At 52.5% G+C, this 12,231-nt stretch carries 11 protein-coding genes, 8 tRNA genes and 1 rRNA gene; 15 read left to right on the top strand and 5 right to left on the bottom strand.

What is annotated here, in order from left to right; genetic code table 11:
* From KXG62_RS28475 to KXG62_RS28435, 9 genes are all read left to right on the top strand, one after another.
* Positions 1–114: ribosomal RNA gene (locus KXG62_RS28475) — 23S ribosomal RNA — on the top strand; the annotation flags it as partial.
* A 113-nt stretch (positions 115–227) separates the two neighbouring features.
* Positions 228–315: transfer RNA gene (locus tag KXG62_RS28470), tRNA-Ser, on the top strand.
* Positions 316–326: 11 nt separating this feature from the next.
* A tRNA-Met gene (locus KXG62_RS28465) sits at positions 327–403 on the top strand.
* A gap of 13 nt (positions 404–416) precedes the next feature.
* Positions 417–492, top strand: a tRNA-Val gene (locus KXG62_RS28460).
* 16 nt (positions 493–508) lie between these two features.
* Positions 509–584: transfer RNA gene (locus tag KXG62_RS28455), tRNA-Thr, on the top strand.
* 15 nt (positions 585–599) lie between these two features.
* Positions 600–676 (top strand) — tRNA-Asp (locus KXG62_RS28450).
* 49 nt (positions 677–725) lie between these two features.
* A tRNA-Phe gene (locus KXG62_RS28445) sits at positions 726–801 on the top strand.
* A 16-nt stretch (positions 802–817) separates the two neighbouring features.
* Positions 818–903, top strand: a tRNA-Tyr gene (locus KXG62_RS28440).
* A gap of 8 nt (positions 904–911) precedes the next feature.
* Positions 912–987, top strand: a tRNA-Lys gene (locus KXG62_RS28435).
* Between the two features lie 445 nt (positions 988–1,432).
* Here the strand turns inward: KXG62_RS28435 and KXG62_RS28430 are convergent.
* The 5 genes from KXG62_RS28430 to KXG62_RS28410 all read right to left on the bottom strand — a co-directional run bounded on the left by KXG62_RS28430 (position 1,433) and on the right by KXG62_RS28410 (position 5,891).
* Positions 1,433–1,750, bottom strand: a complete 318-nt coding sequence (locus tag KXG62_RS28430; protein ID WP_218095411.1) for an MTH1187 family thiamine-binding protein — start codon at positions 1,748–1,750, stop codon at positions 1,433–1,435.
* 109 nt (positions 1,751–1,859) lie between these two features.
* Positions 1,860–3,434 (bottom strand): GMC family oxidoreductase, encoded by a 1,575-nt coding sequence (locus KXG62_RS28425; RefSeq protein WP_218095410.1) that lies wholly within the window; start codon positions 3,432–3,434, stop codon positions 1,860–1,862.
* Positions 3,424–4,032 (bottom strand): gluconate 2-dehydrogenase subunit 3 family protein, encoded by a 609-nt coding sequence (locus KXG62_RS28420; protein ID WP_218095409.1) that lies wholly within the window; start codon positions 4,030–4,032, stop codon positions 3,424–3,426. The genes KXG62_RS28425 and KXG62_RS28420 overlap by 11 nt, the downstream gene beginning before the upstream one ends.
* Positions 4,033–4,035: 3 nt before the next feature.
* Positions 4,036–4,428 (bottom strand): hypothetical protein, encoded by a 393-nt coding sequence (locus KXG62_RS28415; RefSeq protein WP_218095408.1) that lies wholly within the window; start codon positions 4,426–4,428, stop codon positions 4,036–4,038.
* A gap of 161 nt (positions 4,429–4,589) precedes the next feature.
* Positions 4,590–5,891 carry a nickel-dependent lactate racemase family protein gene (locus KXG62_RS28410; RefSeq protein WP_246627679.1) on the bottom strand — a complete coding sequence of 434 codons (1,302 nt, stop codon included), beginning with the start codon at positions 5,889–5,891 and terminating at the stop codon, positions 4,590–4,592.
* A 381-nt stretch (positions 5,892–6,272) separates the two neighbouring features.
* Between KXG62_RS28410 and KXG62_RS28405 the strand changes: the two genes are divergently transcribed.
* The 6 genes from KXG62_RS28405 to lgt all read left to right on the top strand — a co-directional run bounded on the left by KXG62_RS28405 (position 6,273) and on the right by lgt (position 12,224).
* Positions 6,273–7,124 (top strand): C40 family peptidase, encoded by an 852-nt coding sequence (locus KXG62_RS28405; protein ID WP_218095407.1) that lies wholly within the window; start codon positions 6,273–6,275, stop codon positions 7,122–7,124.
* 114 nt (positions 7,125–7,238) lie between these two features.
* On the top strand, positions 7,239–8,360 hold the full coding sequence (locus KXG62_RS28400) for a PucR family transcriptional regulator (RefSeq protein ID WP_218095406.1): 1,122 nt from the start codon (positions 7,239–7,241) through the stop codon (positions 8,358–8,360).
* A 90-nt stretch (positions 8,361–8,450) separates the two neighbouring features.
* Positions 8,451–9,575 (top strand): ABC transporter ATP-binding protein, encoded by a 1,125-nt coding sequence (locus KXG62_RS28395; RefSeq protein ID WP_218095405.1) that lies wholly within the window; start codon positions 8,451–8,453, stop codon positions 9,573–9,575.
* 88 nt (positions 9,576–9,663) lie between these two features.
* Positions 9,664–10,068, top strand: a complete 405-nt coding sequence (locus KXG62_RS28390) for a winged helix-turn-helix transcriptional regulator (protein ID WP_343223536.1) — start codon at positions 9,664–9,666, stop codon at positions 10,066–10,068.
* Between the two features lie 86 nt (positions 10,069–10,154).
* On the top strand, positions 10,155–11,096 hold the full coding sequence (gene hprK / locus KXG62_RS28385; protein WP_218095404.1) for an HPr(Ser) kinase/phosphatase: 942 nt from the start codon (positions 10,155–10,157) through the stop codon (positions 11,094–11,096).
* Positions 11,097–11,138: 42 nt separating this feature from the next.
* Positions 11,139–12,224, top strand: a complete 1,086-nt coding sequence (lgt, locus tag KXG62_RS28380) for a prolipoprotein diacylglyceryl transferase (RefSeq protein WP_218095403.1) — start codon at positions 11,139–11,141, stop codon at positions 12,222–12,224.
* The last annotated feature ends 7 nt before the right edge of the window (positions 12,225–12,231 follow it).

Below are 12,231 nucleotides of genomic sequence, written 5' to 3'. Positions count from 1 at the left end.
ATGAGATTTCCCAGTATGTAAGACCCCTTGTAGACGACGAGGTAGATAGGTTCGGGGTGGAAGCGCGGTAACGTGTGGAGCTGACGAATACTAATCGGTCGAGGGCTTATCCAAGAGCTTTTCGAAGGGAAGCTAGCTTCGGAAGCAGTAGCTAAAGATTCAGCATTTGACTTTTGTTGCCCGTTTCGATCCAGTTTTCAGGGAATAATTCCTGATTTATCGATCTTGGAGAGATACCCAAGTGGCTCAAGGGGACCCTCTGCTAAGGGGTTAGACTGCGTAAGTGGTGCGAGGGTTCGAATCCCTCTCTCTCCGTAGTATATTATGGCGGCGTAGCTCAGCTGGCTAGAGCGTACGGTTCATACCCGTAAGGTCGGGGGTTCGATCCCCTCTGCCGCTACCAAATTTATTTTCATGGAGGCTTAGCTCAGCTGGGAGAGCATCTGCCTTACAAGCAGAGGGTCGGCGGTTCGATCCCGTCAGCCTCCACCATGAATTCAATCCATATGCCGCTGTAGCTCAACTGGTAGAGCAACTGACTTGTAATCAGTAGGTTGGGGGTTCAAGTCCTCTCGGCGGCACCAGTTCAATCTAATTGTGGAGCCGTGGTGTAGAGGCCTAACATGCCTGCCTGTCACGCAGGAGACCGCGGGTTCGAATCCCGTCGGCTCCGCCATTGATTGCCTGTATAGGAAGTGCAACAACTACAGCATAATATATTGTATGGCTCGGTAGCTCAGTCGGTAGAGCAGAGGACTGAAAATCCTCGTGTCGGCGGTTCGATTCCGTCCCGAGCCACCATTGTTCCATACAACATGGAGGCTTAGCGAAGTGGCCAAACGCAGCAGACTGTAAATCTGTTCTCTGACGAGTTCGGTGGTTCGAATCCATCAGCCTCCACCATGTAGTATGAGCCATTAGCTCAGTTGGTAGAGCACCTGACTTTTAATCAGGGTGTCGTAGGTTCGAGTCCTACATGGCTCACCATTAGGTGAAAATGTGAAGAGACCTTAACGGTCTCTTTTTTGTTGTTATATGGCGTGTTTAGCTGGGGGGCCAGACTTCCTCTACCTGCTGAACATCGGGTAGCGGGCTGCAGGCTCGCTCACTAGGTTGTGGTTTAAGTGCAGGCCGCGCGTACGAACCTCAGGCGCGTGTTTCGGTGCTGAGCAACGGGTCCGGTCAAGCTCTTACATGTTTCCGTCCTGTGGCAACCTTGCGAGGTATGGGGCCATTCAAACGGAAAGCATCAGTAGTTAGCGCGAAGGAATGAAATGCGTAAGAATAATAAAGAGCCCTCTTCCGTGGTCAAATCGGAGGAAGACACTGTGGGATAGCGTATTCGAAGCCAGCGCACAGATCGCTGGCTTCGGCTTCATGCGATAGCAGATGAATCATATATTGGGTACGACCGCTGTTCAACAGGCGTGCGCTATTTCGGACGGTTATCGAGCTTCTCCTGTACCGAACGAAGCTTTTGTTCCATAGAAGCCGTTTTATCGCGGCGATCATCAATTTTGACCGAAGTGGATACGCGTGAGGCGCCTTGATGGAACGGTGCTTCATGTAGCCGATGGATGACCTGCAGCAAATCGGCAAGCTCTCCTTCAATAATCGTGCTCATCGAAGTCATTTCAAATCGGATCGCTTCCGGGGCTTCCTCCAGCAATCGATGCAGATCGGCTACATACCCGCTTAGACTGGTCGTTGCGGTGCCGATCGGGATGACCGTTACCTCTACAATAGCCATGCCAATCCTCCTTTTCTTTCTATTGTATCGGTTCCCTCTGTAAAAAGTAAACGAGGATCTCCTTTAAAGAAAAGGAAGATCCTGCATGATGGAAAGTTACATATAGATGCTACAGTTCAAGCCGAGCTGATTTTTCCTTTATATATTGCGCGGTTCTGGAGGCCAGTGCCATCACGGTGTTGGTCGGGTTTCCCCCGCTGGATGTGACGAAAATGCTCGCGTCACAAATAAACAAATTTGGAATGTCATGCGTTTGTCCGTAAGAATTAACAACCGATTGCTCAGGATCATGTCCCATCCGACAACCGCCCATCAAATGTGCAGTGTCGGGGACGACAAACTCGCTTTTTCCCCCGGCTGCTTCCAATATATCGCTCATTTGCCCGATGGCATGTTGAATCAGACGAAGATCGTTCTGTCCATAACTGAACGTTACCTTCGCTCGCGGCACTCCAAAAGAGTCTTTCTCCTCGCTCAGCGTTATGGCGTTAGCCGGATCAGGCAGCACTTCGCCGACAAGTGTTATCCGGGCGTAGTAATTATAATCTAGCATCGTTTCACGCAGCTTCTTGCCCCACACCGGCTGGTCTCCCCCGGATTGAGCGATGCCTTGGGCGAAACCAAGCGGTCTGGCGCCGTGAGCATGAAGCGTATATCCTCTTACAAAATCACGCTCCGGCGAGGTGTCGTAAAAATGCTGAGTCGTAGCCAACACCGGCGTGCCTTTATAAAGTCGGATCTCCCTATTAAAGCGTGCATATACATCATGACTGCTATGGGTCATAAATGCCTTCCCCACCCATCCGCTGCTGTTAGCCAGTCCTTGAGGGTACAGCGCATTGGCCGAATGGAGAAGCAAACGCGGTGTTTCCACCACATGTGCGCTCAAGATGACGAGCTTGGCGCGCTGCTCGTAGGTCTGCCCTTCATGCACGAAGGTGACGCCGGTTACGCGACCGTCGGCTCCCGTATTCACTTGCGTGACCCTACAGTTGGCAAGTACTTCGGCGCCGGCTCGAACTGCTTTGGGAATATGGACAATCAGCGTGCTGAATTTTGCATTCGGCATACAGCCCTGATTGCAAAAGCCTCGATTGATACAGGGCGGCCGATCTTCGAAGGGCGCCGATAAAATGGCGAGCGGCGTAACGACCCACGGGATGCCGAGCTGTTCGCATCCGATAGAGAAGATTTGCGCATTGGGGCTGATTGGATCCCGTTCCGGGTAAGGATACGGCCCGTGAAATCGCCCCCAAGGGAATTGCTTCGGCCCGGAAACGGCAATTTCTTTTTCAATCTTGGCGTAGTACGGCTCAAGATCATCATACGTAATCGGCCAATCCTCCCCGACGCCGTCAATGGTGCGGGTTTGAAAGTCGGATTCATGAAACCGTAAAAAAACGCCGGTAAAGTGAACCGTGCCGCCGCCGATGCCGTAGCCCGAATTATTGTGACCCATCTGCAGAGGATCGCTTCCACCGACGATGCGGGTATCCTGCCAGCCGAGGCTTTGCATCGATAACTCATCGCTGGCAAAATCGCGCTGCGCATCACGCTGCGGTCCGGCGTCAAGGATAACGACCTTCATGCCGTGTTCGCTGAGCTCTTTGGCCAGTACGCCTCCCGCGGCGCCCGCCCCGACGATAACGGCGTCGACCGTTTCTCCCGCATATTTACGCCTCATTTTTTTTCGTATCCTCCTTCGGCTCCCAGGGATCGAGCTGGCCGAGATCCATCCGAATATAACCCCGGGGATAGGCTGGTCCGGCATAGCCGATATCCGACCATATTTTCGGATGGGAATAATAAGCGTCAATCGTAGTCGAAAGCATTTTTAGAAAAAAGGCGGTTTGCGGCACGGATTTCCAATATTCCGCCGGAGCAGCCTGCCCTTCGCTAATCTCGGTCATGATTTGCAGCTGCCGCGGGGTCTCCAAATGGAAAAAATGTTCCGTAAACATCGACTGGCATGCTTGATCCAGCGCATGAAGTCCATCTCGGATCAACTGTGGCAGCGGTGGCTCGCCGTATTTTCGCTGGCTTTCTTGGCTTGAAACGAGCGTCTGATCGAAGTGGTCGATGACATGCTGCATCACTTCGGGCCGGGCATCATCCATTAACAGCGAGCACCAGGAGCGCAGCATTTCGGCCTCTACGGTCGTCAGGAAGGCATGTTCACCCTTCGGATGCGTCCGGGAGTTGATGATGGCGCGGGTGTGGTTATCCCAGGTCATCTGTTCGTTCATCACGTCAAAAAAAGGATAGCGGGACGTACGCTTCATAGCCTACCTCCAATAATATGCAATGAGACCAAGCGCACTGAGCGCGCTGAACATTACAGGCAGCGCGACCGGGGGACCGACGAGGAAATTACGCATCGTGTAACCGCCGACACGCACTCCGACGCCATGGAAGTGGTAATAGAAGCCGGTGCCTCCGATGACTACGCCAAGCCACATCAAGTATGAAAATAACGACATCAGCCACTCCAGCTTCGCCGCGGCGAGCGCAAACGCCGTCAGGCTGAATAACGGAGCCGTTATGACGGGGGCCCACATCGATTTGTGGTGAAAATTTTGTCGATAGTGAGACAGCGTGACTTGCCCCCAGAGGGCCAAAAAAGCGATACCGACAAATACAAATATGGCCCGATCCATTGGCCAATGGCCCCAATTCATAAATAAACCGCCTCCCGGGATAGTTGAACATGAAAGTTCGAAAGTGATTTTGCACGTTGAAGAAAGATAACGACAGCCGGGCATTGGCATTCCCGCTCACAAATATTGGCGCAGCGCAACGGACTTTTAACATGACAGGTGTCCCATCATAGGCGGCCATGCTAGCCGCTTGTCGGATACGTCAGCGCGCCGAATGGCATAACCGCAATGGTAGCATCCGGCGGGCGAAGTTCAGAGGCGATGACGGCCTCTACGTCCGGGGCCGGAACAAAACCGAGAAGCTCCGTGACATGCTCCGGCATGGACGAATGCAAATAGACTTTGTGGCTTCGCAGGATTTCGTCCATATGCAGAATTTTATGTGCACCGACAACGAAGCTTTGCTTCAGCATAGCTACCATTCGATCCCGGTCCGTTATCGTGTCGATCCAAAATTGGAAGATGCCGTTGCCGAGCATTTCCGGGCATTCGGCGACGAGGATCAGCGTTCCTCCGGGTTTTGCGATCGAGGCCGCGTTGCGAAGCGCTTTGAGCGATTGATAAAGCTGCCGATCCTTGGGCGCGCCGCCGGCAGAGACAACGACGACATCGTATCGCTTCTTTATGGGAACGACAAAAAGCTTGGCCGCTTCCGATACGCCGGCACGATGCGCATCGATAATATGGCCTGCTACCGCATGAAGGACATGCCGGTCATGATCCACGATGACATTCAGCAGAAAATGAACCGGTACAAAGGCCAACGATTGTTCCAAGTCGTGATGGATGGCATTATCCGGATCGCCGGGCACCGCTTTTACTTGCAAAGATAAACCGTGATTCGCTTCGATACAGCGATGAGAAGCTACACCGGGGATCATCGCCTTGACGCCACCGGACACGCCGACCAGCGCGTGAGGTTCGATATTGCCGGTCGCAATGCGCAAGGAGGCCTCCGCTACGAGCCGGTTGATCTCCACCGGGGTTCCGAACGATGTCGTGCCGACATGCACGCAGTCTTCGTCCAGGGGCGAATGGTTATGGACCCGAATTCGGCGATAAGCTTCCGCTCCGACCAGCCGCTCCAACTCTTCCGCAGTATGCTTTCGGTGAAGCCCTAGGGCAACGACGATGTCGATCGCATGATCTGCGATGCCGGCGGCGTTCAGCTCTTCCAGGAGCGGTCCGAGCAGCAGAGGGGTCGGACATAGCCGCGTGCCGTCGCTGACGAGGATGACGGCGCTCGTTTTGCCGGCGGCAAGCTCACGCAAAGGCGAAGAACCGATAGGGACTTCCAGCGCATGCCGGATCCGCTGCAAGGAGCTTTGCTCATCCGGCATGTCGCGATCATGCGCAACGTATGTAATCGTGTCGTACGCTTGGGGAATCGATACCGAAAGCGTGGTTGTTCCATAACGAAGAACGGGAATGAGCAATTCCTCCTTTGCCGCAGCGGTTATCGTGATCATTTGAATTATTTCCATAACCGGATCATTTATCCTCATTTCGCCAGCGGAGCCGGGGGTCGCCCATAATTACCAATCTAGGAAGAAGATGCTGGCTCTTATCATGCCAAATTTATTGAGGAAATTATTCCCTCATTTTCATAGTCCAATGGAGGGCGAAAAGCCTGATGTAACAAGCCTTTGACGTTTGTTGAAGGTGGCCGAGGGAAGCCTATGAGGCGGAGGGAGTAACTGAGGTTTTTGTTTTCGAATGGCTATAGTTGGTCGCCTTCCCAGAAGGATACGAATATAGGCAACAATTGCGTAATGCGTCGGCTTTTTCTCCCATGGTAATCTATGAGCAAGGGTACGAGAATGTCCAAACATGGAGAATAATAGACAACTTGGGAGGAAGAATACATGTTTAAACGCGCTGTAATTCGTACGACCGGTATCACGGCGGCTATGACAATCCTGTTGACGGGTGTGCTGGCCGGACCTGCAATGGCTGCTTACGACGATATGGACGCGGTATCCATCGCGAAGAAAATGAGCGGAAAAGATTACGCATGGGGTGAGGAATCGCCAAGCAAAGGCTTTGACGCTGCCGGCCTCAATTACTATATTTACAAACTGCTGGACTACTCCATGCCGCGTTCGCTGGATGACCAGTTCAAAATGAACAAGCCGCTGATCAAATCGCTGAGCAGCGCGAAAGCGGGAGACGTGCTCTTTTTCGGAAAAGGCAGCAATCCGGACTTCACCGGGATTTATATCGGCGACAATAAAATGATCAGCAGTTCGAAATCCAGCGGCGAGGTCGTGACGAGAAGCGTAAACGAATACAAGAGCCAGTTCATCGGCGCAAGACGCGTGTTGTCCGAAAAAGATCAAAAGCGTGTCAGCCTCGTGCTTACGGCGCAAAAATATTTGGGTACGCCCTATGTGTTCGGAGCGAAATACGGCCAGACAAACACGTTCGATTGCTCGTCTTTCATGAAGTGGATTTTTGCCAAGTACGATATCACACTGCCGCGCGTTTCCCGCAACCAGGCGAAGGAAGGTACTTTCGTGAGCAAGGCGAATTTGGATACGGGCGATTTGGTGTTTTTCACAACCGTTAATTCCAATGGGAAGATTGGGCATGTCGGGATGTATATCGGCGACGGGATGATGATACATACGTATGGGGAAGGGGGAGTGAAATACAGCACGATCGAATCGGGCTGGTGGAAAGACCACTATGTGACAGCCCGCAGAGTAATCAACTGAAGCGGCAGGAGCGGGCAAAATGCGCCTGCTCCTTTTTTCATGAACAAAGCAAGAAGGACGATGATGTGTTACAATAATAGCAACTAAAGATAAATAGGTGGGGAGCCTGAAGGAATGGATTGGGAACGGGTGAGACAGCAGTTAGAGCATGCACTGGGCTTTCCGGTAAAAACCGTTTTGTGGCCTTGGGAGGATTGGCGCCGGACCGTGCAGGAGGAGCAGCAAACGGTTGAATCAGCGCAGCTGCCCCGGAGCGTGCTGAGGGAAGACAGCGTCTATTTTTTCGTATATCGCGAAGGGCAGACAGCCGTGCTCTTCCATGCCCAGACCGACGGCGTCAAGCCGGTCGAGCGGCAGCTGGTTGAGCTGATGCTGGACGTGAAATACAGCCAGGAGCATAAATCGGCTTCTTCCGGCAGCGAAGAAGAGCGCAGGGCGGGACTTGTCCGGGAGTGGTTTCGCGGACAGCAGGAGCTCGGCTTGACGCAGGCGGAAATGCCCGATGCGCTCGTATCCCAATTATCGTTATACTCTACAAAAATCCCATTGCTGCTGTATGGCGATTACACGACGTCGCGGCGGGTGCATTATACAGACCTGAAGAAGCTGCTCGAAACGTTTTTTGACAGCGAACTTACATTAATTCCATTAACGGATAAAGAATGGCTCATCTTGGCCCCGGAAAAAATATTGTCGATGGATGCGGGCGACGAGCGCGACGAGCAGCAGGACGACACGCTGGAGGACAAGCTTGCCGCGATCGGCTACGGTCTGCACGAGATGCTGGAGAGCGAATGGGTCGGGGAGAGCCACTTGGCCGTTCATTACCCCATCCTGCCTGCCAAATCGCTCTATGGCACCGTACTGCAGTTAAGAGAGACGATCATGCTCGGACGTACATATCATATCGGCAACAATATGCATTTGCCGTGGGAGCTGCAGCTTGAGAAGCTGGTGCACTTGATTCCGGAAAGCGAGAAAACGAGCTTCCTCGAGCGTGTGCTGAAGCGGCTGGATGTGGCGCTGGACGCGGAGACGCTTACGACGCTGGAGCAGTTCTTTCAGCTCGATTGCAACGTCAGCGAGACGGCGAAGAAGCTGTACATCCACCGCAATACGCTGCTCTACCGGCTCGACAAATTCAAGCAGGAGACGGGACTCGACGTTCGAACGTTCAACGATGCCGTCATTGTGAAGATTGCGATCCTATTGTACAAAGTAACGAAAAGAAAGTGATTTTTTTGTGAAGATTGTGCATAGTCATTTACGAGCAGGTAGGGTAAGATGAAAACATAACACGATACTATCTCGTAGGGGGAATAAATCATGGCAGGTGTACGTTTGAACCACATCGTTAAGAGATATCCGGGGGCGGAAGAGGCGACGGTAAAGGACTTCCACTTGGATATCAAGGACAAGGAGTTCCTCGTATTGGTAGGAGCTTCCGGCTGTGGTAAGTCTACTACACTTCGTATGATCGCCGGTCTTGAAGAAATTACGGAAGGCGAACTGTACATCGGCGACCGCCTGGTGAATGACGTAGCTCCGAAGGACCGCGATATCGCAATGGTATTCCAGTCCTACGCATTGTATCCGCATATGAGCGTGTACCAAAACATGGCTTTCGGCTTGAAGCTTCGCAAATTCAAGAAAGCCGACATCGAGTCCCGCGTTCGCGAGGCGGCAAGAATTCTTGACATCGAACATTTGTTGGAGCGTAAGCCGAAGGCTCTCTCCGGCGGTCAGCGTCAGCGTGTTGCCTTGGGTCGTGCGATCGTTCGTGAACCACAAGTGTTCCTGATGGACGAACCGCTCTCCAACTTGGATGCTAAACTGCGCGTACAAATGCGCGCCGAAATCAGCAAGCTTCACAAGCGTCTTGAAACAACCGTTATCTATGTAACGCATGACCAAACAGAAGCTATGACGATGGGCGATCGTATCGTCGTTATGGATAAAGGCATCATTCAGCAAGCGGCTACGCCGGAAGAGATCTATAACTTCCCAGTGAACATGTTCGTTGCCGGCTTCATCGGTTCCCCGTCCATGAACTTCATTACGGGCGGCTTTACAGAGCAAGGCGGAAGCTTGTACTTCAAAGCTTCGGGCGTGAACGTTGAAGTACCGGAAGGCAAAGCAAAGGTATTGCGTGAAAAAGGCTATGTCGGTAAAGAAGTCGTTATCGGCGTGCGTCCGGAAGATTTCCACGAAGAAGCGATCTTTATGGAAGCATCCCCGAACACGATCGTGAACGCACACATCGAGGTTGCCGAGAACTTGGGTCACGAAATGTTCCTGTACTTGAACGGGCTCGGAACGCAAAGCGTCGTTGCACGCGTTGACGGCCGCTCCGGTATGAAAGAGGGCACGAACGTGAAGCTCGCGATCGATATGAACAAAGTTCATTTCTTCGATAAAGAGACAACCTTGTCCATCTTGGTAAATGCATAATATAGTTGATTGAAAACAAAGGTCAGTCCTATCCAGGCTGGCCTTTTTTGGCGCTTAAGGGGCATGGGAAAATGAGGAAGGCGATTTTATGGATCTAACGAAAGTCGGGGGGGCGAATATGATCGAACAGCGGGAATGCGAGATGACGCAAACGATTCAGTTGCTGAGCAAACGCTGGACCCTCTTCTTGCTCGAGCAGCTGCAGACCGGTCCGCAGCGTTTTTCCAAGATTGGCTGTCAATTGTCGATCAGCGGAAGACTGCTTTCGGAGCGATTAAAGGAGCTCGAGGCGGCAGGCCTTGTTGAGCGAATGATTTATCCCGAAACGCCGGTTCGAATCGAATACGCGCTGACGGAAAAGGGAAGGGCTTTCAAGCCGGTATTGGACGAAATCAGGAAATGGGCCGAGCAATGGGCTAAGCCGGAAATGGAACGGTGCCGTGAGGAACTGAAGCTCCACGACTGCGGTCAATCGGGCCCCGATGAAGCATAAAATGCCCTTGTTGTCAGGGAAAGGTTGATTTCACTAGATAAATTATATAGGATGGGATTATTGGGAACATAAAGGAGAAGGTTACCATGCCGAAAAAAGTGAAAGTGTCGGATTTAGTAAGAGAGTTCCATCTGGAGGTCATTTGCGGCGAAGAGGGCCTGAAGCGACCGATTACGGTAGCCGACCTATACAGGCCTGGACTCGAAATGGCCGGATATTTCGAGTTTCACCCGAGCGAACGGGTTCAAATATTAGGGAAGACCGAGCTGACGTTTTTTGACGGGCTTAGTTCCGAGGAACGCATGGATCGGATGGTGCGTCTCTGTTCGCCGGAGGATACGCCTTGCATTATTATTAGCCGCGGCCTAGAGCCGCCGATTGAGCTGCTCGCGGCAGCCAATGAACGCAAGATTACTTTGGCGAGAACCGGCGTGGCGACGACGATCTTCACGAGCCGGCTTACCGGTTTTCTGGAAAACCGGCTTGCACCAACGACGACGATCCACGGCGTGCTCGTGGAAATTTACGGGATCGGGATGCTGATTACCGGCTCAAGCGGCATCGGCAAGAGCGAAACGGCGCTTGAGCTCGTCAAGCGCGGACATCGGTTGATCGCCGACGACGCGGTGGAAATCCGGCAAACTGCGGATTTCCAGCTGATCGGGAATCCGCCCGAGCTGATTCAGCATTTGCTGGAAATTCGCGGCATCGGGATTATCAATGTGATGACGCTATTCGGCGCGGGCGCGGTGCGAAGCTCGAAGAAAATTTCCGTTGTGTGCCGTCTGGAAACATGGCAGCAGGAGCGGCAGTACGACCGTCTCGGTCTGGACGAGGAGACGACCAAAATTATTGATACCGACATCCCGGTCGTCACTATTCCGGTACGGCCTGGGCGAAACTTGGCGGTCATCATTGAAGTGGCGGCGATGAATTACCGGCTGAAGCGAATGGGTTACAATGCGGCCCTGCAGTTTACGAACAAGCTGACTGAATCGCTCGCGGAAGATATGGACGATTTGGAATAAGAAACAAACGAAACATTTTGGCGCGAGAGAAGGGGTTTATGCATGGTGGGCAAGTTCCTGGCGATCAATCCGGTTGCGTTTTCCATAGGCTCGTTAAGTGTCCATTGGTATGGCATCATTCTCGGGACCGCGGCACTTGTCGGTTTGCTGCTGGCGATCCGGGAAGGCAAGCGGTTTGGGATTATACCGGATTTTTTCATGGATTTGGTGCTGATCGGCGTGCCGTCGGCCATCGTCGGCGCGCGAATTTACTATGTCGCTTTCAAATGGGAAGATTACAAGGACAACTGGTTCGAAATCATTAAAGTATGGCATGGCGGAATCGCGATATATGGGGCATTGATTGGCGCGATTATCGCAGCGGTCATCTATGTGCGGCGCAAAAAATATTCGTTCTGGCGCATCGCCGATATATGCGCGCCGGGTCTGATTGTGGGACAAGCAATCGGGCGTTGGGGCAACTTCATGAATCAGGAAGCGCATGGCGGACCGGTGTCGGAAACATTTTTGCGGAACAATTTGCACCTTCCCGACTGGATCGTCAATCAAATGCTGATCGAAGGGCAATATTATCATCCGACGTTTTTATACGAGTCTTTATGGAATGTTGCAGGCTTGGTGCTATTATTCGTGCTGCGGAGACAGTCGTTTTTGCGCGCGGGCGAACTTTTTTTCAGTTATTTCATTTGGTATTCGATCGGCCGCTTTTTCGTAGAAGGATTCCGGACGGACAGCTTGGATTTTACGGGACCCGCGTGGCTAGCCGGTCTAATGAACGGGTTATGGTCGCCTATGCATCTGTTCGGCTTTGAAGCCGGTACCATGACGTATGGCGGAAATGTCCGGATTTCGCAGCTGCTTGCGGTGTTGATCGTCATCTCGGCGATCGTATTGATCATTGTACGCAGACGGACAGGGGCGGCGTCGGAATACTACGCCGATCCGATTTATCGTATCGGCGAGGAGCCCGCTGTAAACGGCGAAGCGGAGACGGTTGAATCGGCCCAGGCCATAGGGACGGCAGGAATCGATGCCAAACACGCGAATTCCGCTGTGGCCGCCGATGCAGATGCGAATGCAAGCAATCAAGTGAAGGATGAAGATACCGACAGCAAGATAAAGGAGTAGAAGCAGC

This window comes from Paenibacillus solanacearum (assembly GCF_910593845.1).
Taxonomy (GTDB): Bacteria; Bacillota; Bacilli; order Paenibacillales; family NBRC-103111; genus Paenibacillus_G; species Paenibacillus_G solanacearum.
This window is presented reverse-complemented; position numbering and strand designations above follow the sequence as displayed.

Excerpts from the sequence above, each read along its gene's own strand:
- KXG62_RS28430 (WP_218095411.1), bottom strand. The coding sequence starts at position 1,750 with ATGGCTATTGTAGAGGTAACGGTCATCCCGATCGGCACCGCAACGACC.
- KXG62_RS28425 (WP_218095410.1), bottom strand. The coding sequence starts at position 3,434 with ATGAGGCGTAAATATGCGGGAGAAACGGTCGACGCCGTTATCGTCGGG.
- KXG62_RS28420 (WP_218095409.1), bottom strand. The coding sequence starts at position 4,032 with ATGAAGCGTACGTCCCGCTATCCTTTTTTTGACGTGATGAACGAACAG.
- KXG62_RS28415 (WP_218095408.1), bottom strand. The coding sequence starts at position 4,428 with ATGAATTGGGGCCATTGGCCAATGGATCGGGCCATATTTGTATTTGTC.
- KXG62_RS28410 (WP_246627679.1), bottom strand. The coding sequence starts at position 5,891 with ATGGAAATAATTCAAATGATCACGATAACCGCTGCGGCAAAGGAGGAA.
- KXG62_RS28405 (WP_218095407.1), top strand. The coding sequence starts at position 6,273 with ATGTTTAAACGCGCTGTAATTCGTACGACCGGTATCACGGCGGCTATG.
- KXG62_RS28400 (WP_218095406.1), top strand. The coding sequence starts at position 7,239 with ATGGATTGGGAACGGGTGAGACAGCAGTTAGAGCATGCACTGGGCTTT.
- KXG62_RS28395 (WP_218095405.1), top strand. The coding sequence starts at position 8,451 with ATGGCAGGTGTACGTTTGAACCACATCGTTAAGAGATATCCGGGGGCG.
- KXG62_RS28390 (WP_343223536.1), top strand. The coding sequence starts at position 9,664 with ATGGATCTAACGAAAGTCGGGGGGGCGAATATGATCGAACAGCGGGAA.
- hprK (WP_218095404.1), top strand. The coding sequence starts at position 10,155 with ATGCCGAAAAAAGTGAAAGTGTCGGATTTAGTAAGAGAGTTCCATCTG.
- lgt (WP_218095403.1), top strand. The coding sequence starts at position 11,139 with ATGGTGGGCAAGTTCCTGGCGATCAATCCGGTTGCGTTTTCCATAGGC.